This is a genomic window from Glutamicibacter sp. NPDC087831 (genome assembly GCF_044742845.1).
GTDB lineage: Bacteria > Actinomycetota > Actinomycetes > Actinomycetales > Micrococcaceae > Glutamicibacter.
The window spans coordinates 1,086,474-1,106,813 of record NZ_JBIUVH010000001.1; the positions used below are offsets into that span (position 1 = coordinate 1,086,474).

General features: G+C 62.8%; 18 protein-coding genes and 1 pseudogene. 4 read left to right on the top strand and 15 right to left on the bottom strand.

From position 1 onward, the window contains the following. Positions 1-48: 48 nt before the first annotated feature. Genes ACIOJF_RS05335 through ACIOJF_RS05345 form a run of 3 tightly spaced genes read right to left on the bottom strand, consistent with a single transcriptional unit; the run spans position 49 to position 3,536 of the window. Positions 49-903 carry a MaoC/PaaZ C-terminal domain-containing protein gene (locus tag ACIOJF_RS05335; RefSeq protein ID WP_105661263.1) on the bottom strand — a complete coding sequence of 285 codons (855 nt, stop codon included), beginning with the start codon at positions 901-903 and terminating at the stop codon, positions 49-51. Next, positions 904-2,241, bottom strand: a complete 1,338-nt coding sequence (locus tag ACIOJF_RS05340) for a 3-oxoacyl-ACP reductase (protein ID WP_105661262.1) — start codon at positions 2,239-2,241, stop codon at positions 904-906. Then, a complete protein-coding gene (locus tag ACIOJF_RS05345; RefSeq protein WP_402741315.1) occupies positions 2,241-3,536 on the bottom strand; it encodes an acetyl-CoA C-acetyltransferase in 1,296 nt (431 codons plus the stop codon). Before ACIOJF_RS05345 ends, ACIOJF_RS05340 begins: the two co-directional genes overlap by 1 nt. Before the next feature lie 75 nt (positions 3,537-3,611). Between ACIOJF_RS05345 and ACIOJF_RS05350 the strand changes: the two genes are divergently transcribed. Then, entirely contained in the window at positions 3,612-4,271 is a 660-nt protein-coding gene (locus tag ACIOJF_RS05350; RefSeq protein WP_105661260.1) for a TetR/AcrR family transcriptional regulator, read from the top strand. A 52-nt stretch (positions 4,272-4,323) separates the two neighbouring features. Then, complete coding sequence (locus ACIOJF_RS05355) at positions 4,324-6,339, top strand: acyl-CoA dehydrogenase (RefSeq protein WP_402741316.1); 2,016 nt, start codon at positions 4,324-4,326, stop codon at positions 6,337-6,339. A 74-nt stretch (positions 6,340-6,413) separates the two neighbouring features. Here ACIOJF_RS05355 and ACIOJF_RS05360 read toward each other — a convergent pair whose 3' ends face one another. Further along, positions 6,414-6,872, bottom strand: a complete 459-nt coding sequence (locus tag ACIOJF_RS05360) for a VOC family protein (RefSeq protein ID WP_332504360.1) — start codon at positions 6,870-6,872, stop codon at positions 6,414-6,416. 212 nt (positions 6,873-7,084) lie between these two features. Here ACIOJF_RS05360 and ACIOJF_RS05365 point away from each other — a divergent pair, with 212 nt between their 5' ends. Then, a complete protein-coding gene (locus ACIOJF_RS05365; RefSeq protein WP_105661258.1) occupies positions 7,085-7,300 on the top strand; it encodes a hypothetical protein in 216 nt (71 codons plus the stop codon). Here ACIOJF_RS05365 and ACIOJF_RS05370 read toward each other — a convergent pair. Both ACIOJF_RS05370 and ACIOJF_RS05375 read right to left on the bottom strand, forming a co-directional pair. Continuing rightward, positions 7,297-8,235, bottom strand: a complete 939-nt coding sequence (locus ACIOJF_RS05370) for a dihydrodipicolinate synthase family protein (RefSeq protein ID WP_105661257.1) — start codon at positions 8,233-8,235, stop codon at positions 7,297-7,299. The genes ACIOJF_RS05365 and ACIOJF_RS05370 overlap by 4 nt on opposite strands. Further along, the gene (locus ACIOJF_RS05375) at positions 8,232-9,176 is read right to left on the bottom strand and encodes a DMT family transporter (protein ID WP_133833391.1); all 945 of its coding nucleotides are present in this window, start codon (positions 9,174-9,176) and stop codon (positions 8,232-8,234) included. The genes ACIOJF_RS05370 and ACIOJF_RS05375 overlap by 4 nt, the downstream gene beginning before the upstream one ends. Between ACIOJF_RS05375 and ACIOJF_RS05380 the strand changes: the two are divergent. Next, positions 9,175-10,577: pseudogene (locus ACIOJF_RS05380) on the top strand (PLP-dependent aminotransferase family protein). The gene ACIOJF_RS05375 and the pseudogene ACIOJF_RS05380 sit on opposite strands and share 2 nt — an antisense overlap. A gap of 413 nt (positions 10,578-10,990) precedes the next feature. On the opposite strand, the gene ACIOJF_RS05385 reads toward ACIOJF_RS05380, so the two are convergent. From ACIOJF_RS05385 to ACIOJF_RS05425, 9 genes are all read right to left on the bottom strand, one after another. Beyond that, on the bottom strand, positions 10,991-11,656 hold the full coding sequence (locus ACIOJF_RS05385) for an ABC transporter ATP-binding protein (RefSeq protein ID WP_402741317.1): 666 nt from the start codon (positions 11,654-11,656) through the stop codon (positions 10,991-10,993). A 4-nt stretch (positions 11,657-11,660) separates the two neighbouring features. Then, a complete protein-coding gene (locus ACIOJF_RS05390; RefSeq protein ID WP_402741318.1) occupies positions 11,661-12,932 on the bottom strand; it encodes a hypothetical protein in 1,272 nt (423 codons plus the stop codon). After that, positions 12,929-13,810: a hypothetical protein gene (locus ACIOJF_RS05395; protein WP_402741319.1), complete on the bottom strand. Its 882-nt coding sequence runs from the start codon at positions 13,808-13,810 to the stop codon at positions 12,929-12,931. Before ACIOJF_RS05395 ends, ACIOJF_RS05390 begins: the two co-directional genes overlap by 4 nt. 441 nt (positions 13,811-14,251) lie before the next feature. Next, positions 14,252-14,812, bottom strand: a complete 561-nt coding sequence (locus ACIOJF_RS05400) for a hypothetical protein (protein WP_105661251.1) — start codon at positions 14,810-14,812, stop codon at positions 14,252-14,254. Positions 14,813-14,888: 76 nt separating this feature from the next. Beyond that, the gene (locus ACIOJF_RS05405; protein ID WP_402741320.1) at positions 14,889-15,575 is read right to left on the bottom strand and encodes an N-acetylmannosamine-6-phosphate 2-epimerase; all 687 of its coding nucleotides are present in this window, start codon (positions 15,573-15,575) and stop codon (positions 14,889-14,891) included. Between the two features lie 12 nt (positions 15,576-15,587). Then, positions 15,588-16,523 carry an ROK family protein gene (locus ACIOJF_RS05410; RefSeq protein WP_402741321.1) on the bottom strand — a complete coding sequence of 312 codons (936 nt, stop codon included), beginning with the start codon at positions 16,521-16,523 and terminating at the stop codon, positions 15,588-15,590. 11 nt (positions 16,524-16,534) lie between these two features. Then, positions 16,535-17,482, bottom strand: a complete 948-nt coding sequence (locus ACIOJF_RS05415; RefSeq protein ID WP_402741322.1) for a dihydrodipicolinate synthase family protein — start codon at positions 17,480-17,482, stop codon at positions 16,535-16,537. Positions 17,483-17,525: 43 nt separating this feature from the next. Next, positions 17,526-18,320 carry an ABC transporter ATP-binding protein gene (locus ACIOJF_RS05420; protein ID WP_105657809.1) on the bottom strand — a complete coding sequence of 265 codons (795 nt, stop codon included), beginning with the start codon at positions 18,318-18,320 and terminating at the stop codon, positions 17,526-17,528. After that, positions 18,317-20,338, bottom strand: coding sequence for a dipeptide/oligopeptide/nickel ABC transporter permease/ATP-binding protein (locus ACIOJF_RS05425; RefSeq protein WP_402741323.1), 2,022 nt, complete (start codon positions 20,336-20,338; stop codon positions 18,317-18,319). The genes ACIOJF_RS05420 and ACIOJF_RS05425 overlap by 4 nt, the downstream gene beginning before the upstream one ends. Positions 20,339-20,340: the final 2 nt, after the last annotated feature.

Consider the following 20,340-nt stretch of genomic DNA (forward strand, 5'->3'; position numbering starts at 1 on the left):
TGGCCTTCAAGGCAATTCCATTGAAGGCCAAGGCACTAGCGGTGGAGCCTAGCTGCGCACCAGATCCAGCTCGAAGTGGGGCTTGGACTTGCGTGCATTCCACGCGTGGACCTTGTACCCATCGGCTTGCGGCTGGAAGGCCAGGTCAACCGATGCCGGAAGCACTACCGGGGACTTGAACTCGATGCTCCAGTGGTACGTTCCGTTGGCTGGTTCGATCCCCGCCAATGCCCGGGCTGCCAGGTAGATGCCGTGGGCAATAGCCGCTGGCATGCCCAACGCCTTGGCGCTGAGCGCGGACAGGTGAATCGGGTTGTAGTCGCCGGCTACTGCGGCCCAACGACGTCCCGTTCCCTGATCCAGTTTCCAGCTCGCGGTACGCTGCGGTGCAGCAAAGGCCGGATGCGCGCTCTTCTCCGGTGTACGACCCTCGAGCCGCACGCCTTTGGCCAAGAACGTGCTGCGCAGCAGCACCCGGTCCTGCCCGTCCACGACGAGGCGCATCACCAAGTCGGAGGTCGCCCCATGGGGATGGGCCGATAGGTTCTCGCTGTGCACCTCGATGTCAAAAGCCTCATCCTCAGCCAGCGGCGCAACCACATCGACCTGGTTGGACAGGTGGATCATGCCCAGCAGCGGCAAGGGGAAATCATCTTGCACCATCAAGGACATAGCCAGCGGGAAAGCCAGCGAGTGCAAGTAGAGGCTGGGCAGCACGCCGTTCATCGGCGCGCCTACGGCCTGGCGGAACTCGGCGAGTTTCACCGGATCGGCCTTGGCACCCTGGAAGACCAGGACGGTTTCTGGCAGCACCGGGTTCTTCGGCTTCCGCTTCAGGGTCTTCACGGCCTTGGCATAGACCGAGGCCATCGAGGGAATCGAGGTGACGATCTGCGCACCCATCTAGGCACCTACCAGCGATTGGCCGCAGACCCGCAGCACCTGGCCGTTCAACCCGGCTGCGGCATCGGACCCGAGGAAGCTAATCGCCTCGGCAACGTCTACCGGCAGACCGCCTTGCATCAGCGAAGGCAGAACCATGCGGGCAACGGTGCGGGTACCCAGCGGGATCTTCGCGGTCATCTCGGTCTCGATGAACCCCGGAGCCACAGCGGCGATGGAGCCGCCATTTTCTGCAAACAGCTTGGCGCTGGCGTGCACCATGCCGATCACCCCGCCCTTGGAGGCTGCATAGTTGGTCTGGCCGCGGTTCCCGGCAATGCCGGAGGTGGAAGCCAGCGAAACGATGCGCAAACCGGGCAGCTTGGCTGCCAGGAAGGCCTCATTCATGCGCAGCTGCGAAGCGATGTTCACGGCAATCACCGAGTCCCAGCGGCCGGCATCCATATTGGCCAGCAGCTTGTCCCGGGTGATACCGGCATTGTGGATCACCAGATCCAGCGAGCCATGGCGGCCGATCGCATGGTCCATGATCTGCTGGGCGGCATCCTGGGCGGTGACATCCAGCTGCAAGGCGGTGGCGCCGATGGAGTTGGCGACCTTGGCTAGCGATTCGCCGGCAGCAGGCATATCCACCACAACCACCTGCGCGCCGTCGCGGGACAGCGTCTTGGCGATGGCCGCGCCGATGCCGCGAGCGGCACCGGTCACCACCGCGACCTTGCCGGCCAGCGGCTTGGCGAAGTCGGCAGGCAGCACGCCATCATTGGTGCGCACAGAAAGGAACTGGCCGTCCACGTAGGCGCTGCGCCCGGAGAAGAAGAAGCGCAGCGCGGCCAGCGCACTAGGGCTGGCAACGCTGGTGCCTTGGGCAAGCACGATGCCGTTGGCGGTGGCTCCACCGCGCATTTCGCGGCCCATCGAGCGCACGATGCCGTCGATGCCCTGGCACACGGCGGAAAGCTCCGGCGCATCGTCATCGCTGGCGGGACGGGAGAAGGCCACCACGCGGCCACCTGGCAGCAGCTTGCGCAACGCCTGGCCGGCCGCCAGCATCAGCGGCGACAGCTCGGTGGGGTGCTCGAGTTCATCGAGCAGCAGCACCAGGCCGCCGAGCTTGGCATCGCCGGCGTCGTGCCGGCGCACATCCAGCCCCCAGGCGACCAGGGTGTCGCTCAGGTCCTGGGCCTTGGACGAGGCACCGAGCACCAGCACCGGGCCGGGCAGCAGTGGCGCATCGGGGCTGTAGCGGCGCAAGCGCGGAGGACGCGGCAAGCCCAGCAGGGTGGCCAGCTTCTTGGTGATCCCGGAATTAACCAGTTCCATGTACTTGTCCGCCATTAGCTGCGAGCCTCCAGAATTGCGACGACGCCCTGGCCACCTGCGGCGCAGACCGAAATCAGCGCGCGACCCGAGCCCTTTTCATGCAGCATTTTCGCGGTACTGGCGATGATGCGCCCGCCGGTGGCGGCGAAGGGGTGCCCTGCGGCCAGCGAGGAGCCGTTCACGTTCAGCTTCGACCGGTCGATGGCGCCCAGCGGGGCATCCAGCCCCAGCTTCTCGCGGCAGAATTCCTCGTCCTCCCACGCCTTGAGCGTCGAGAGCACGGTGCCTGCGAAGGCCTCGTGGATCTCGTAGAAATCGAAGTCCTGCAAGGTGAGGTTGTTGCGCTCCAGCATCCGGGCGGTGGCGTAGGCCGGAGCCATCAGCAGGCCCTCGGCACCGTGCACGAAGTCCACTGCTGCCGCTTCGAAGTCCACGAAATTGGCCAGCATCGGCAGGTCGTTGGCTTGCGCGTACTCTTCGCTGCCCAGCAGCACGGCCGAGGCGCCGTCGGTCAGCGGGGTGGAGTTTCCGGCGGTCATGGTCGCCGCATCGCCCAGGTTCCTGCCGAAGGCGGGCTTGAGCTTGCCCAGCTTTTCCATGGTGGAATCGGCGCGCAGGTTGTTGTCCTTGGACAGGCCGTTGAACGGGGTGACCAGGTCATTGAAGAAGCCGCGGTCGTAGGCGGCCGCCAAGTTCTGGTGGCTGGCCAGGGCCAGTTCATCCTGGGCCTCGCGGGTGATGCCCCACTTCTTGGTGGTGATTGCCTGGTGGTCGCCCATGGACAGGCCGGTGCGCGGTTCGCCGGTGCCGGGGGCTGCGGGGGCCAGATGGCCTGGGCGCAGCTTGGCCAGCGCGGCGAGCTTGGCCTTGGTGCTGCGGGCGCGGGAAAGCTCCATCAGGATGCCGCGCAGCGCATCCGAGACGGCGATCGGCGCGTCGGAGGTGGTGTCCACGCCGCCGCCGATGGCGGAATCGAGCTGGCCCAGCTTGATCTTGTTGGCCAGCGAGCCGATGGCTTCCATGCCGGTGGCGCAAGCCATCTGCACGTCATAGGCCGGGGTGGCGTGATCCAGCGAGGAGCCGAGCACCGATTCGCGGATCAGGTTGAAGTTCTTGGAATGCTTGAGCACCGCGCCGCCGGCGACGGCGCCGATGCGCTGTCCCTGCAGGCCGAAGCGGGCGACCAGGCCCTCGAGTGCTGCAGTGAACATGTCCTGGTTGGACGCATTGACGTAGGCGGTATTGGAACGGGCGAAGGGAATGCGGTTGCCACCGATGATCACGGCATTGCGCACAGAGGGCTGGCTCATGTTCGTTGAACTCCTACAAATATTCTGGTGTGACAAGTATTACTGCAACCAAGAGTACATGATACTGTGAGTTACGTGAACAAGATCACTGGGGAAATCGACCGCGAGACCGACGGCCGGGCAGCTCGCTGGCAAGCGCATCGCACCGCGCGCCACGAAGAACTGCTCAAGCTGGCGCGCAAGGCCGTGCACAAGCTCGGCCCGCAGGTCTCCATGGAAGACATCGCCAATCACGCGAAAACTTCCAAACCGGTGTACTACCGGTACTTCGGCGACAAGGAGGGCCTGCGCCAGGCACTGAGCGCCATGGTCATCAACGACTTCCGCGAACGCGTCATCGCCGCAGGCCTGGCCAAGGAAGACGAAATCAGCGCCCTGCACGCCATGGTTTCCTCCTACCTGGAGCTGGCAGCCAACAGCCCGAACCTGTACTTCTTCGTGACATCGGCCCCGCGCTGCGCCGACGATGAATCCGCTGGCGCCCTGAGCACCTTCTTCGAAGAGGCATCCAGCTTGATGAGCGAACGCCTGCTCAAGCTCTATGACCAGCGCGCCACTTCCGCGACCCTGGAGTTGTGGCCGCGCGCGGCGCTGGGCATGGTCCGCGCGGCCGGCGAACAGTGGCTGCGCCAACCGGATTCCGCCAACAAGCCGGCATTGCCGTCGCTGGCCGCGGAACTGACCAATTGGCTGGCCTATGGCATCGCCTCCACCCGGACCCCGAAAACCAACTGAAGCACCCAGGTGCACTCCCAACCCGACTCACCACCGAATAGAAAGACACGTCATGAGCGAGAACCGCATCAACGTCAACGCCCTGTCCGAACAGCTCTTCGGCCCCTATGCCGAAATCCGCAAGGCCTCTCGCGCCCGCGCCGCGGACCCGCAGCTGCAGCGCGACCCGCTGCTGGGCATGGATGAGCACCGCGAACGCGTTCTGGGCCAGCTGGGCATCCTGGTGCAGCAGGAAGCCGTCCAGCGCGCCTTCCCCACCGAATTCGGCGGCAAGAACGACCACGGCGGATCCATCGCCGCCTTCGAGGAACTGGTCGCCGCGGACCCGTCGCTGCAGATCAAGGCCGGCGTGCAGTGGGGCCTGTTTGCCGGGGCGATCCTGCACCTGGGCACCGAAGAGCACCACAAGGCATGGCTGCCCGGGGCGATGAACCTGGACACCCCCGGCGCCTTCGCCATGACCGAAATCGGCCACGGCTCCGATGTGGCCGCAGTTGCCACCACCGCTACCTACGACGAAGCCACCGATGAGTTCGTCATCCATACTCCGTTCAAGGCCGCCTGGAAGGAATTCCTGGGCAACGCCGCCCTGCACGGCAAGGCCGCCACCGTCTTCGCGCAGCTGGTCACCAAGGGCGTCAACCACGGCGTGCACTGCTTCTACGTGCCGATCCGCGATGAGCAGGGCAACTTCCTGGAGGGCATCGGCGGAGAGGACGACGGGCTCAAGGGCGGGCTGAACGGCATCGATAACGGCCGTCTGCACTTCACCAACGTCCGCGTGCCGCGCACCAACCTGCTCAACCGCTACGGCAACGTGGATGAAACCGGCACCTATTCCTCGCCGATTCCCTCCCCGGGACGCCGCTTCTTCACCATGCTCGGCACCCTGGTCCAGGGCCGCGTATCGCTTGATGGCGCCGCCACCAACGCCTCGAAGATCGCCCTGCAGATCGCGATCACCTACGGCAACCAGCGCCGCCAGTTCAACTCCACCTCGGACACCGAGGAAACCACCTTGCTGGACTACCAGCGCCACCAGCGCCGGTTGATCACCCGCCTGGCCCGCACCTACGCTGCCTCCTTCGCCCACGATGGGCTGCTGGAGAAGTTCGACGCGGTCTTCTCCGGGCGCGAGGACAGCGACACGGACCGCCAGGATCTGGAAACCCTCGCCGCGGCGCTCAAGCCGCTGAGCACCTGGGACGCGCTGGACACCCTGCAGGAATGCCGCGAAGCCTGCGGCGGAGCCGGGTTCATCGCCAAGAACCGCTTCACCCAGCTCTATGCAGACCTCGATGTCTACGTGACCTTCGAGGGAGACAACAATGTGCTGCTGCAGCTGGTGGGCAAGCGCCTGCTCACCGACTATGCCGCCGAATTCCGCAAGCTCGATACCGGGGCCATGGCCCTGTACGTGGCCAAGCAGGTGGGCACCACTGCCCTGCACCGCTCGGGCCTGCGCAGCGTCGGCCAGGCGTTCGCGGATATCTCCGATGAGCGCAAGAGCGCCAATTTCTTCAAGGACCCGGAGAACCAGCGCGCTCTGTTCACCGACCGCATCAACGCCAAGGTCGCCGAGGTGGCCAACGCCCTGCGCGGTGCCGGGAAGAACAAGGCCAAGGCTGCCGCCGCATTCAACGAGAACCAGGACCTGCTGATCTCCGCGGCACGCGACCACGGCCAGCTGCTGCGCTGGGAAGCATTCACCGCGGCATTGGAGAAGACCGGGGATCCGACCACCAAGGAGGTGCTGACCTGGTTGCGCGATGTCTTCGCGCTAACCCTGATCGAGGATGACCTGGGCTGGTACCTGGCCAACGGCCTGCTCTCGATGCAGCGTGCCCGCACCCTGTCCGGCTACATCAACCGCCTGCTTGCCCGCCTGCGCCCGCATGCCCAGGACTTGGTGGAAGCCTTCGGCTACACCCAGGACCACCTGCGTGCCGATATCTCCTCGGGCGGCGAAGCCGAGCGCCAGGATGAGGCCATGGAGTACTTCCGCAAGCTGCGCGCCAGCGACAATGCGCCAATCAGCGAGAAGTCCTTGCAGAAGGCCAAGCGCTAGAGCCAACGAGCAGGTGCCCGGACCAGGGGGATTTCCCCCGGGCCCGGGCACCTGCTGGTTAACGACTGCTTCGCCTAGTTTCCCAGCCGCTGGGCCAGGGCTACCGTCAGCCCTTCGGGGCCCCGCACATAAGCCATTTTCCAGGCGCCTTCGTATTCCCCGACGCCGCCGATCAGTCCATAGCCCCGGGTTTCAAGGCCGGCGACCATCCCCTGGAGGTCATCTACCTCGAAGGCGATCGAGCGCAGTCCCAGTTCGTTGGCCATGGCGTGCGGGTTGCCCGGTTCATGGGCAGGCTTCTCGAAGCTGGCCAGCTCGATGCCGACCTCCGAATCCGCGGACTTGAGCATGACGACATTCGTGCGCGAGCCCTTGACCCCGCACACGGTTTCCAGGAACTCCCCTTCCATCCCGTCGACCCTGCCCTCGACACTCAAGCCCAAGCCGATGAAGAAGCCAGTCACCAGCTCAAGGTCTGCAACGGTGACGCCGATATGGTCAAAACGGATGATTCGCGGCATGGTGGTAGGCACCCTTTCGCTCCTAGATGGCCAGGCAAAGATGGCCAAGTTCGCTGGTTAGCCACAGGGTACGCCCACCGCGCGCCCGGAACCAGCCCGCGAAGAAGACTCCATGGAACTTGGAATCCGGCCAGCAGTGCGATCCCTAGTGGTGCCAATGCCAGTACTTCAAGGATGAAGAATGGAACCGCGGGGCGGAATCCGCCTGGGTGCTGATTTGTCTCGTGATCCGCCCCGCATTCCGCGGGCGGATCATTTCAGGGCAGTTGCCTGCTGCCGCGGTCGAGCATGCCCGCCCCACCGATACCGGAATCACCTACAAGGGCAGAGAGGGCCTATTTTCCGGCATCTTGGCCAGTTTCGAATCTGCCGGCTTCACGATCATGAATCGAAATCGAAGCCTCGCACTGGCCGAACAGGGCCGCTGGCCACCCAGCTAGAGACTTGCCTGCCCCAGTCCATCGAGCACCAGCGCCACCCTTGCCCGCTGCTCCCGGTTAAGTCCCTGGACCGGCAAGGGCAGGCAATTGGGTGCTGCCAGGCCCAGGTGCTCGGCAATGGCGGCACTGACGCGCAAGCTGCCGCCGCATTGCGCCATCAGGTCCCACAACGGCCGCAGATCCTCGGAAACCGCTAGCGCCTTCTGATGGTCTCCGGCCTGCACCGCACGCGTAATTCCAAGCATCGGGGCCGGGATCGTTCCGCCCACCGCGGTAAACCACGCGTCGCATCCTGCGATGAGTCCGGCTGCCCCGAACGCATCGCCCGATACCCCGATGCCTACGTGATCGGGAAGCACCGCCCGAATCGCCGCGACATGCGCCAGCGCATCCACCGGATCGGCCGGAACCCCCGGAATCTTGATGGAAATGATCCCCGGCAACTGCGCGATGCGCGCATAAAGCCCGTTGCTGAAGGTGAAATGCGTTGTCCCAGGGTTGTCATAGACAACGACCGGTAAGTCGCTGCGTTCGGTCGCCGCCCTGAACAGTGCGAAGACTTCATCATCGTCCAGCCGCTGGTAGCCCACCGGGGCGAGCAGAACGCCGGCCGCACCGGCGGCCTTGGCGTCGTCAATATGCGCCAGGACGTGGGCCGTGCGCATGGCGCCGACTCCAGCCAGCACCGGGATCCCCGTTGCATGCTGCACCGCCAACCCGATGACGCGTTCGCGCTCCGCGCGGTCCAGGTACATGTACGAACCGGTCGAGCCCAGGACGGTAATTGAATCCACCCCGGCCGCAACCAGTCGCTGCACCAATCCGATGAATGCAGGTTCATCGAGTTGGTCATCATTCATTGGGGTCAGCGGGAAGGCGCTGAGCCCGGTCAAAGCGGTGACTGGCACTGCGCCAGTTTTCGTTGATGATTTCATGATGCGCCATCCTGTCTCATGTGCTGGTTCCTCGATCTTACGGCCAGCAGCGCGCAGGCGATGACCGCGCAGCCGCCAACCACGGTGGGCCAACCGATTTGTTCGTGCAGCAGCATCCCGGCCCAGCAGATCGTCATCACCGGCTGCGCCAGCTGCACCTGGCTCACTTGCGCCATCGGGCCGATGGCCAATCCGCGATACCACGCAATGAAGCCGAGGAACATGCTCACGACGCCAAGATAGGCGAATGCCGCCCACTCGCTGAATGTTGCCGTGGGCGGTTGCTGGAGCGCCGAGACGGTCGTGAGGGTGATCATTACCGGTGAGGCCAGGACCAGCGCCCATGAGATCGTTTGCCATGAACCGAGCTCCCGCGAGAGCAGTCCGCCTTCGGCGTAGCCGATAGCGCAAGCGAGCACCGCCCCGAAGAGCAACCAGTCGGCCCCGTGCAAGCTGCCCAGCCCGCCTCCTTGCAAAGCGGCAAACGCCAAGGCTGCCAATGCCCCAGAACCAGCCGCGATCCAGAATCTGGCACTGGGTCGTTCCCTGGTTCGCAGAACAGCGGCTGCGGCCGTCACTGCAGGCAGGATGGCGATCACTACCGCGCCATGGCTGGCCGGAGCCGTGGTCATCGCAAAGGATGTCAGCAGGGGGAAACCTGCGATGACTCCCCCGGCGACGACCAGCAGACGCCACCATTGCGACCGTGTCGGAAGTTTCTGGCCGGTGCTCCATAGCACGGCAACAGCCAGCATTGCGGCGATAACGGATCGCCCGGCGCCGACGAACAGCGGTTGCAGATGGCCGCTTTCCACGGCGATGCGGGTGAAGGGCACGGTGAAGGAGAAGGCGAGCACTCCCAGCAAGCCCCAGATCAGCCCGGTAACGCCCGAGGATAGCGGTTGCCGCGAAATGAGAGTAGCGGTACTATCTAGTTTCATGTTTAACAGTAGCAGTGAGCGCCTGGTTGCGGTACTGCGCGAATGGATTGCGACAGCCCCCGCCGGGAGCCAGCTGCCCTCCACCCGTACTCTGGTGGCGGATTATGAAGTCAGCCCGGTCACCGTGCAGAAAGCGCTGCGGATCCTCACCGGCCAGGGCATCATTGAATCGCGTCCGGGTATCGGCACCTTCGTTCGCAGCCACCCGGTGGCCAGGGCGCACGACCATGCCTGGCAAACCGCGGCCTTGGGCGTTGTGCAACGGCCCCTGCCTGAACTCGCCTCCGCCCAGCGCGCTACGCCCAATGACGTCATATCCCTGCAGTCGGGCTATCCGGATCGAGACTTGCTGCCAGAACGACTGGTGCGCAGCGCCTTCTCGCGGGTCGCGCGCAGCGATGCGGTGCTCCAGCGCACCCCGGCCGCGGGGCTGCCTGATCTGCAGAGCTGGTTCGCATCCGAGCTCGGCGCCATCACCGCCCCTGGGCTGAGCGCGCCGGCGGCCAGCGACGTCGTCGTCCTGCCCGGCAGCCAAAGCGGGCTGGGCTCGATCTTCCGCTCACTGGTTGGGGCCGGCAAGCCGATGCTCATCGAATCGCCCACCTACTGGGGTGCTATCCTCGCGGCCGCGCAAGTCGGCGTGCAGCTCGTCCCCGTTCCCGCCGGTCCCCACGGCCCGGACACCGGGCAGTTGGATCGCGCTTTCGAGCAAACCGGGGCCCGCGCCTTCTACGCCCACCCGAATTTTGCCAACCCTTCCGGGGCCCAGTGGTCGCCCGAAGTTTCCCAGCGGGTGCTGGAAATCCTGAAGAATCGTGGCGCTTTCCTGGTGGAAGATGACTGGGCGAAGGATTTGGGGATCAATGCCGAGTCTTCACCGATGGCCGCCAGAGATGACAGCGGCCATGTGGTGTATCTGCGCTCCCTGACCAAAAGCGTGTCCCGGCGGTCCGTGTTGCCGGCGTCATTGCCAGAGGGCCAGCACGGGAACGGATCTTGGCCGATAACCAGGCCCAATCCATGTATGTCAGTGGTGCGCTGCAATCCGTCGCGCTTGACGTGGTCACCCAGCCCGGGTGGCGCACCCACTTGCGCTCGGTGCGCCAGCAGCTGGCAACGCGCAGGGATCTGGTGCTCGACGCCCTGGCGCAGCATCTGCCCGAAGCACATGTCGAGCAGGTCCCGCTGGGCGGGCTGAACCTCTGGGCAAGGTTGCCGGATGCCACTAATCTGGTGCAGCTGGTCCGCGACTGCGAAATGCGCGGCGTGGCCATCTCGGCCGGAGACAGCTGGTTCCCCGCGGAACCGACCGGACGCTTTCTGCGGTTGAACTTTGCCGGCCCGAACCCTGGAGCCTTCAACCAGGGCGTCGAGATCATCGGCCAGGTGCTGCGCGCCTAGGTCCAATGCGAAGGGCTAACCAACATACCTGGTCTTCGTAGGGCTGTGCGAGGGCCGTGGGGTGCCTATAGGGCTCCAGCGATCATCAAAGCGACAAGTCCTGCAAGGCATTCGCCACCGTTGCAGCATTCAGATTGATACATAAGTGTTGCATTTCTGGTTATATATGAATATTCCAGCCGTCAATTAGCTTGAAAATAACACAATATGAACTGAAAGCATTTGTTTCGATGCAAGAAGATAAATTCTCTGACAAGAAATAAGCCCAGAGAAGAGACTCAACCGCGAGAAATCAGGTACGGAAATCTCAAATAAACCAATCTAGTTTTATGCATCGGAATAATGCCGTGATGTTTTAGGAATTTTTTAATCAGAATAGTTCTTTAGCCTAGGATTATCGATTAGAATCGACACTAGACTTCAACTAATTTCTTACCTGTGATAACTACCTGCCTGGCGCAACGTTGAGCTACTCGTTCACTATGGGTTGCAATAACGAGCAAACTTCCACGAGCGCGAAGAATGTCGAATAGATCCAACACTTCATTTTCCGTCTGCTCATCGAGCGCCCCGGTTGGCTCATCCGCAATTAGAATTGCTGGAGATTTAACGATTGCGCGGGCAATCGCCACACGCTGAGCTTCGCCACCTGAGAGTCTGCCGACTCTATGATTTTCGTACTTACTAAGACCTACATGACCGAGTGCGTCTGCTGCCGGGTCGCGGAAGGCGTTCTTATTCCCGCCTAGTCCCAACATGACATTTTGCAAGGCGGTCCGCTCAGGTAGCAGATCATAGCGTTGCGTAATTACGCCGACATTCGCCTTGCGAAAGGCCGCCATCCTCGATTCCTTATGCTGGAGAATTTCTTCGTTAAAGCGAAATTCCCCCATATAATGAGTATCAAGACCGGCCAAAATTTTAAGTAAGGTACTTTTTCCCGAACCACTGCGTCCGAGGACGGCAATTGAAGCATCGTTCTCATCTGCTTCAAAGTTCGTGTTCTGGAACAGTGTATGGGGTGTGCCGTTAGCCTCACGAAACCCTTTGGATAGGCCTCGAAGTTCGATTCTTGTCATGTCTCTATGCAATCTTTCTTTGAAAGTACAGTTTGGTCGACCTGGTAGCAGCAGCAATATCAACACAAGCAGCAACGGCAAAAATTAGAATAATCCAGCCGACGGCTGATGAACCCTCATTGGGTAAAACTTGATAAACAGTGAGGAACAACAGTCCGATTGCGGCCCATTCGATGAGCACAATCATCCCCATCCACTTCTGCAACTCCAAACAAGAAGTTCCAATTATCCACCGTAAATTGAGGACAGTACGCCGACGACGGAAATTGAATGAACTCAGCGCGCACAACACGAGTCCGCCAACTATTCCTAAAGCAACTTGAAGGAAGGCGACTAGCCATACATTATCAAATAGCATTGTTCGCATCAGGGAATATTGAGTTAAATATTGAGGCACACCTATAAGTGCATAGTTCGTGAATCCAGTTTCCCGCCCGATCTGGTCAAGATGCTTGAGGATATCGTTACTGGACATTTCTTTCGACGCAGTAAAATCGCTGTTGATCATTGCGAAGGACAATATCCCACCAAAATCTAGATTCGTCTTCGCTATCCCACGTAGTGTTTTTGGATACGGGATGACAATGGTGTCATCAAGGAAGTGGTCTATATCGTCTTGGTAGAACATCGAAGAGTGCGGCTCAAGGAATCCAACAACTTTGAGTGAGAACGGTTCCATGTAGAACATGCCGTCAAGTGTGTCATTGACACTGTAAATACCCCTGTAGTCCGCACCAAGCAACACTGGGATCTGGCCAGAACTGTAGTCAATATTCTCCCAATCAGGAAGTTGCCCCTCGTCGACCGTCAAATGCGAAAATTCAAACGCTTCCTTACTCATCTGCATTGACCGAACCTCCAGTGTCTCGCGCCCTGTCAGCTGATCGACGTAAACGCCGCCATTAACATAGTCTCCCCCAGCCCAAGCATCGAAAGACTCACTGCCTTTAAAATCAGCAATCGGTATAGGTTGATTAAAAGACGACAATAAGTTCACGAGCTTGCTCTCATTGAGTTTCTCGTAAAACTCTCCAATTTGATCTAGTTTTTCTGGGCTTTGACGAATTTCTGTGAACTCATTGGCATCGATAAAAGTATCTGTCACACGGTAGAGATCTTGATTGTTTCCATCACTAAAGCTTTTGATAATCGCGTTCTGCGTTGACGCTGAGAAACTGATAGTGCTGTATAAACCCGTTAAAAACAGCACTACGATAACAGCTTTTGTTGCAATAGCAAGCCAGTTTCGACGTAGATCAAAAATGAACTCGTTCATTTCATTCCTCCGTTCCTAACCACAAACGACGTCGTGAAAGAGAGAATGAACATAGATGTCAGAAGCACATGCGAGTAGAGAAAATCTTGAAACAATAAGCTAGCTCGACCCGCACTAAATAGAATTAGCGTCGGTACTATTGCCGCCGCGATCCAGACTGTCGTGTACGAGAGAATATGTCGTGACAACAAAAATGCGCGGGTGCGTCCCCACAGACGATCTACCGAATCACGCGCTGCACCCCAGGTATGCGTTAGATACCCTAAAATACCTGTCCCAGTGATTAGCAAAACCACAGTAAGCATATTCATGATGGGAGAAATGAAATCAATATTAGTTCGCCTGGAGAGACCTGATTCAATCGCACGCGTATTCTCGAAACGTTCAGTAATCCGATCGGCGTCTGGTCCGTCAACGACGAATCGACGCTCACCTGGCTCCTCAAACAACTGTGGATCGTAAATAACGATTTCGTCGGCTAACAGGCTCTTGTCCCGTGCCCCTAATAAACCAGCAACTTCATATTCTTTTCCCAGTATTACGATCTCGGCGCCCACAGCTTGGAGGTTGGCCCCTACTAATGCCCCCGGACGACTATCGGATACATTCCAACGGATATCGTGCAGTGGTAAAGATCCAGACACGTCCGTTGTCGAAAATACGGCACGAATATGATCATCGTCAGCGAGCGGTTGGAAGATGGTTACATCCAACCCATCGCCCCGAGCGTAATCGATTGCTGTCGATGGATCACCGCTCAACTCGATAGCTCTGTTCGTATATAGTGAGTTTGCCTCCTGTAGGGTGGCAGCCTGTATGGCGCGATAAGACAGCATCGCTAGATCCAACAACAGCAACAATCCGGCAAACGCGAGCACCAGAATTATGGGTTTTGATCGCAAGGTACACTTTCACATTTGGCAGGTGGGGAGATGTACTCATATCTCAACCCACCTGTGTCGGTTATATCTTCCGGAAGATGTTATCTAACATAGTAAGTTCTAGCGGTGCCTGGGTCTATAAGAATCCCGCTTGAGACGGCATACCGCCGCCAAGGCAAATTGACCCCAGTACCATGGGAGCCACAGATACGACCTGAAACACCATCGATAGTGCTGCCCTTCTCCTAGTCGTGCACGCGTGGAGTGATAAATGCCGGACCAAGTCGTACAAGGCGGGTTCTGACGGTCGTTGCAACTCCTGTTTGATCAAGGTGTTGCAACGACCGTGAGAACCCGCCTCCTTTCCGGAAGTAGAAAGAAGGCCCCGGTGAATGAAAAATAATTTCATCCACCGGGGCCTGTTGAACTCTTTGCTGGCTACAGTCCGTCTACCTCGACCAGGCCGCGGCGCGTAGGCACCGGGGCCACGTGCGTGCCGTTGGCCGCCACGCGCTGAACCGACAGCAACCGCGGCGGCGCCCCGTCGGCGGTTTGCAGGATCCACGGACCGACCATCAGGTAGCCGCGATCATTTTCGGCTTCGGTGACCACGCCGGTAATCACGAAATCACCGTAGGGTTCCTGGCTGAAGGATGCGGCAACCAAATCGCCGTGGGACAGCTCGGAAACTTCGACGTCTTCCGGGGCGAACTCGCCTTCGAAGACTGCGGGGAAGGCGCGCACGTCCTTATCAGGCTGGCGGGCCATGGTTTCGCCGCCGTCGGCGTCTTTGGCTTTCTTCTTGGCAGCGGCCGCGTTCAGCCCGCCGACCATGACGTCGTCGAGCACCGTGGCGTGCGCGGCGCCGGTGATCAGGAAGTTGCCGAAGCGGGCGGTCTTGTAGAGCACCGAGATCACGTCTCCGGCTTCCACCTCGCCGAAGGCCGCTTTCATGCCGGCTACATCGCGCTTGGAAGGGCCCTTGATAAAGACGTCCACGGGGTGATTCTCCGATTCTGCAGGAATTAGGTTCTGCGCTTAAGCGTAGGCCAGTTACCAGCCACGAAGAAAACGCCTAGCCTCGCAGGGCGGCGTCGAACCATCCGGTAATGCTCGCCGGATGGGTGATCGCGGTGCCCACCACCACGGCGAACGCGCCGGCATCCAGCGCGGCTTTGGCCTGCGCCGGGGTGTGGATCCGGCCCTCGGCAATCAATGGCGGCTCCAGGCCCGCTGCTGCGATCTGCTCCAGCAGCTCCAGGTCAGGTCCCTCGGTCTTGTCCCGTTCCCCGGTGTAGCCGGCCAGCGTGGTGCCGATCAGATCGGCCCCGGCCTGCGCGGCAGCCAGCGCGTCGTCCAGCGACCCGCAGTCGGCCATCACCAAGGCGGCAGACCGTTCGTGGACCGCGTTAATGGTTTGTTCCAGGCTCTTGCCGTCGGGCCGTTCGCGGCGGGTGCCGTCCAGGGCCACGATGTGCGCCCCGGCGTTGGCCACCGCCAAGGCGTGGTGGATGGTGGGGGTGATGAACACGCCCTCATGGCCGTCCTTGAACAGCCCGATGACCGGCACCTCGACGGCCGAACGGGTGAATTGGATATCCGCGATGCCCTGCACGCGCACGGCGCCGGCGCCGCCGATCACCGCCGAGGCCGCCACCTGCGCCATGGTCTGCGGGTGGCGCATCGGCTCCCCCGGATAGGCTTGCGCCGAAACGATCAGCCGTCCGCGCAGGGCTTGAAGTGCTGCTGCCGAAAGCAACATGTCTTTCTCCTCTTAGTCTTGTGGCCAGAATAGGCTGGCCGCCCCGATCAGGGCGGCATCGGTTCCCAAACGGGCAGGTTCCAGCGCGGTGCCGCGCACCAGGTCGATGGCGCTGGAGGCGAAGCCCTCGCGCACACCCTCCCACCAGATTCTCCCCGCCCCGGCCATCCCGCCGGCAATGACGATTTTCTGCGGGTCCAGCACGTTGGCCAGCGATCCGGCGGCGGCGCCTGCGGCCAGGCCTCCGGTATGCACTGCCCGATAGGCCAAGGCGTCGCCGGCTCCGGCCAGCGCGGTGACCGCCTGGGTGTCGCGCACCTTCGGGTTGCCGGCCAATCGCTGGTAGTGCCGGTGGATCGCCGGCCCGGCGGCGATCGCCTCCACATGCCCGGTGCGTCCGCAGGAGCATTCCAGCCCGGTGGCGTAAGCCGAATCGATGTGCCCCATATGCCCGGCCACGTGGTGGAAGCCGGTGACCAGCTGGCCGCCGTGCAGGTAGGCTCCGCCGATTCCGGTGCCGATGGCCAACAGCATCATCTGGCCGGTTCCCCGGCCTGCGCCGAAGCGGGCCTCGCCCAAACCGTGGGCGTGCACGTCATTGACCGCGCGGACTCCCAGTCCGGTGAGCCGTCCCAGTTCGGCCGCCATGTCGGTGCCGGCCCAGCCCGCTAAGGTATCGGTGGCCGATACCACCTTCGCGGTTTCCGGGTCGATGACCCCGGCGGCGCCGATACCCAACCCGGCCGGCTGCGCCGAGCATGCACCGCGCAGCTGCTGCACCACGCCGGCCATGGCCGCGATGATCGCGGCGGAGCCTTCGCGGGCCGGTGTGGGTGCTTGGCTGCGCGCGGTGATGGTGCCATCGCGGCGCACTACGGCGCCGGCGATCTTGGTGCCGCCCAGATCCAGGGCGAGCACCTCGCCGGCGCCTGCTAGTTGTTCTTGCACTGGGCCAGGGCCTACTTGGCGGCCACCGGCAACAGGCCGGTTTCGGCCAGGATCCCGCGGATCGCGGCGGCCTCGGAGGCATCCAGCGACGCCATCGGGGCGCTCATGGCGTTATTGGCGATGATGCCCAGTTCCACCAGGGCGGTCTTGAAGGCGCCCAGGCCCGCAGCCCCTGGCGACACCCGGGAAGCATCCGGGGTGTAGACGATGTCGAAGACGCGGGCCAGGCGGTCCTGCTCGGCCGCGGCGCTGGCCCAGTCGCCGGCCACTGCCTTCTCGAACAGGCGGCGGTAGCCAGCTGGGTCCACGTTGCCCAGGCCCGGCACCACGCCGTGGGCTCCGCCCAGCAGCGCCCCGTCGACGACGACCTCATGGCCGGTGAACACCGAGAAGCCCTCGATGTCCTTGGTGGCCAGCAGCAGCTGGCGGAAGGACACGTCGTCGCCCGAGGAGTCCTTCACGCCCACGATGGCGCCGGACTGCGCCAGCCGGATGGCCACATCCAGCGGCAGCTTGTGGTGGGTGCGCACCGGCACGTCGTAGGCGAAGATGTCGACCTGCAGGGCGTCGTGGATGGCGGTGAAGTGCGCTTCGATCTCCGGGCCGTTGGAGATGGCATAGAACGGGGTGGTGACCACCAGCGCGTCGGCGCCCAGGGCGATCAGGCGCTGGCCCTCGTCGATGACGCGGGCGGTGGTCTGCTCGCTGGCACCGACCAGCACCGGCACGCGGCCTGCGTTGGCGGCCACGATCCGGGTGAGTACCGCGTCGCGTTCGGCATTGGCCAGGTAGGGCACCTCTCCGGAGGAACCGAGCACGAACAGGCCGGCCACTCCCCCGTCGATCAGGTGTTCCACCACGGCATCCAGGCCGGCGGTGTCAATGGCGCCATCGGCGGTGCGCGGGGTGATGACCGGCGGGATGACGCCGGAGTACTTCGGGTTGTTCGTGTAAGCCACGGGGATTCGGTCTTTCTCTAGGTGCCGCAATTGCGGCGATTGGTTAGTGCTCCAGCAGTGCCGGGGCAGCACCCAACAGGGTGCGGGTGTAGTCATTGGTGGGCGCGTCGAATACCTGTGCGGCATCGCCTCGCTCGACGATTTGCCCGGAGTTCATCACGCAGATGGTGTCCGAAACATAGCGCACGGTCTGGATATCGTGGGAGATGAACACCATGCCCAGGTTCAGCTCGGATTTCAGGTCGGTGAGCAGGTTCAGCACCTGCGCCCGCACCGAGACATCCAGCGCGCTGGTGGGCTCATCGGCCACGATCACCGCAGGTTCCAGGGCCAGCGCCCTGGCGATGGCCACGCGCTGGCGCTGGCCGCCGGAGACCTGGCTGGGCAGGGCCGAGGCCGCCGAAGCCGGCAGGCCCACCACCTCAAGCAGTTCCAGCGCCTTGGCCTTGCGCGAAGCATCGCTGCCGATGCCATGCACGCGCAGCGGGTCGGTGAGCGTGTCCATGATCGACATGCGCGGATTCAGCGCGGTGGCCGGGTCCTGGAAGACCACGCCCACGCTGCGCCCGAACTCCTTGCGGCCTGCGGCGTTGCGCTTGCCCACCGGCTTGCCGTTGAACAGCACCTGCCCGCTGGTGGGTTCCTGCAGTCCCACCAGCACCGAAGCCAGGGTGGACTTGCCGCAACCGGATTCGCCCACGATGCCCACGGTCTGCCCGCGGCGCACCGCGAAGTCCACCCCGTTGACGGCCTTGATCAGGCGCGGGGAGAACAGCTTGCCGCCGCGGATCTTGTGGTGCACGTGGATATCCTGCAGCTCGATGATCGCGTTGCTCATTTGCTGGCTCCTTGAAGTTGGCTGCCATTGCCCTGGTGGCTGGCCCAGCGGTGCTCGCTGCCGGCGTCCACCGGGACGAAGGACAGGTGCTGGTCCGGGTCGGCGCCGGCACGCTGCGAACGCTCGGCGAAGCGGTCGCCGGCGGCGAAATCGTACGGGCTGGGGACGGTGCCCGGGATCTGGTGCAGGCGTTGCGCCTTCGACTCGATGGAGAGCACCGCGCCGAGCAGGCCCTGGGTGTATTCGTGATGCGGGTCAGAGAGCACCTCGCTGATCGGACCGGACTCCACCACCTGGCCGGCGTACATCACGGTGACCCGGTGGGCCAGCGAGGCCACCAGCGCCAGGTCGTGGGAGACGAAGACCATCGCGAAGCCCAGCTGCTCGCGCAGCTCGTTGAGCAGGTCGACCACTTGCTTCTGCACGGTGACATCCAGCGCGGTGGTCGGCTCGTCGCAGACCACCAGCTTGGGGCTGCGCGAGAGGGCCATGGCGATCAGCACGCGCTGGCGCTGGCCGCCGGAGAGCTCATGCGGGTAGGAGCGCAGGGTGCGCTTGGCATCCAGCTTGACCAGGGCGAGCAGTTCCTCGGGGGTCTGGCGCCCGCCGCGGCGGGTGAGCTGGCGCAGCTGGTCGCCGATGAGCATCGAGGGGTTCAGGCTGGACAGCGCGTCCTGGTAGACCATCGCGATCTGCTCGCCGCGCAGGCCCTTGTAGACCTTGTCGTCCCCGGCCCGGGTGCCGCCATCGGTGGTGGCCGGCAGCAGTTCCCTGCCCTCGAAGGTGATGGAACCGGAGAGCTGGGCGCTGCCCGGCAGCAGGCCCATGATGGCCAACGAGGTGATGGACTTGCCGCAGCCGGATTCGCCCACCAGCGCCATGGTTTCGCCCTCGCGCACCGCGAAGGAGACATCCTGCACGATCGGGGTGTCCCCGTAGCGCTCCGGGAAGCGGATGGACAGGTTCTTGACCTCCAGGATGGTGCGCGGCGCGCCCTGGGAGGTATCGAGCACCAGGCGGTCGGTGCGCTGGGCCTCGGCCGCTGCCAGCAGGTCCAGTTCCCCGCGCAGCCGTTCGGCGGCCTGCGGGTCCGCGGCCGCCTTGGCCTTGGCCAGCGCAGGCTCGCCGTTCTTCTTCGCCTGCTTCCTGGCCGAGCCCTTGGTATTCACCAGTGCATCGGTCATGCCTTCGGCCAGCATGTTCAGCGCCAGCACGGTCAGCAGGATCACCAGGCCGGCGAAGGTGGTCGCCCACCACGCGCCGTTGAGCACCAGGGTGCGGCCGTAGGAGATCACGTTGCCCCAGCTCGGGGCCGGATCCTGGATGCCTGCACCGAGGAAGGAAAGGGATGCTTCGAGGATGATGGCGTCGGCCACCATCACGGTGGCGAAGACCATTACCGGGGCCGCGCAGTTGCGCAGCACGTGGGTGCCCAGGATGTAGAAGCGCCCGGCGCCGATGACGCGTTCGGCGCGCACATAGTCCTCGCCCCATTGGGCCAGCACGTTGGCACGGACCACCCGGGCGATTTGCGGGGTGTAGATGATCGCGATGGACAAGATGATCACCGGCAAGGTGTTGCCCAGCGAAGCCAGCAGCGCGGCGGCCAGGGCGATGCCCGGGAAGGCCATCACCATGTCCATGATGCGCATGATCGTCTCATTGGCCCATTTGGCGCTGGTGGCGGCCAACGCACCGAGCAGCCCGCCCATGACCAGTGCCAGCGCCACCGACCCCAGGCCGACCAGCAGCGAGGCTTGGGCGCCGAAGAGCAGGCGCGAGTAGATGTCGCGGCCCAGCCGGTCGGTGCCGAAGAAGTGCTCGGCGCTCGGCTTCTGCGCCGGGATTCCGGTGGCCAGCGGGTCGTGCGGGGCGATCAGCGGGGCGAAGAGGGCCACCGCGGCAATGGCCAGCAGGAAGGCCAAGGCGATTTTGGAGCCTGCCGGCAGCGCCTTGAAGCGGGCGCCGGACTCGGAAAGGCGGTTCACGAGGTTGTTGCGTGGGGCCATGATGCTCATCC

Bases quoted from the DNA above. Each gene is read 5' to 3' on its own strand.
- ACIOJF_RS05355 (WP_402741316.1), top strand. From the start codon at position 4,324: ATGAGCGAGAACCGCATCAACGTCAACGCCCTGTCCGAACAGCTCTTC.
- ACIOJF_RS05340 (WP_105661262.1), bottom strand. From the start codon at position 2,241: ATGGCGGACAAGTACATGGAACTGGTTAATTCCGGGATCACCAAGAAG.
- ACIOJF_RS05370 (WP_105661257.1), bottom strand. From the start codon at position 8,235: ATGAAATCATCAACGAAAACTGGCGCAGTGCCAGTCACCGCTTTGACC.
- ACIOJF_RS05375 (WP_133833391.1), bottom strand. From the start codon at position 9,176: ATGAAACTAGATAGTACCGCTACTCTCATTTCGCGGCAACCGCTATCC.
- ACIOJF_RS05405 (WP_402741320.1), bottom strand. From the start codon at position 15,575: ATGTTGCTTTCGGCAGCAGCACTTCAAGCCCTGCGCGGACGGCTGATC.
- ACIOJF_RS05425 (WP_402741323.1), bottom strand. From the start codon at position 20,338: ATGAGCATCATGGCCCCACGCAACAACCTCGTGAACCGCCTTTCCGAG.
- ACIOJF_RS05385 (WP_402741317.1), bottom strand. From the start codon at position 11,656: ATGACAAGAATCGAACTTCGAGGCCTATCCAAAGGGTTTCGTGAGGCT.
- ACIOJF_RS05420 (WP_105657809.1), bottom strand. From the start codon at position 18,320: ATGAGCAACGCGATCATCGAGCTGCAGGATATCCACGTGCACCACAAG.
- ACIOJF_RS05345 (WP_402741315.1), bottom strand. From the start codon at position 3,536: ATGAGCCAGCCCTCTGTGCGCAATGCCGTGATCATCGGTGGCAACCGC.
- ACIOJF_RS05335 (WP_105661263.1), bottom strand. From the start codon at position 903: ATGGGTGCGCAGATCGTCACCTCGATTCCCTCGATGGCCTCGGTCTAT.
- ACIOJF_RS05390 (WP_402741318.1), bottom strand. From the start codon at position 12,932: ATGAACGAGTTCATTTTTGATCTACGTCGAAACTGGCTTGCTATTGCA.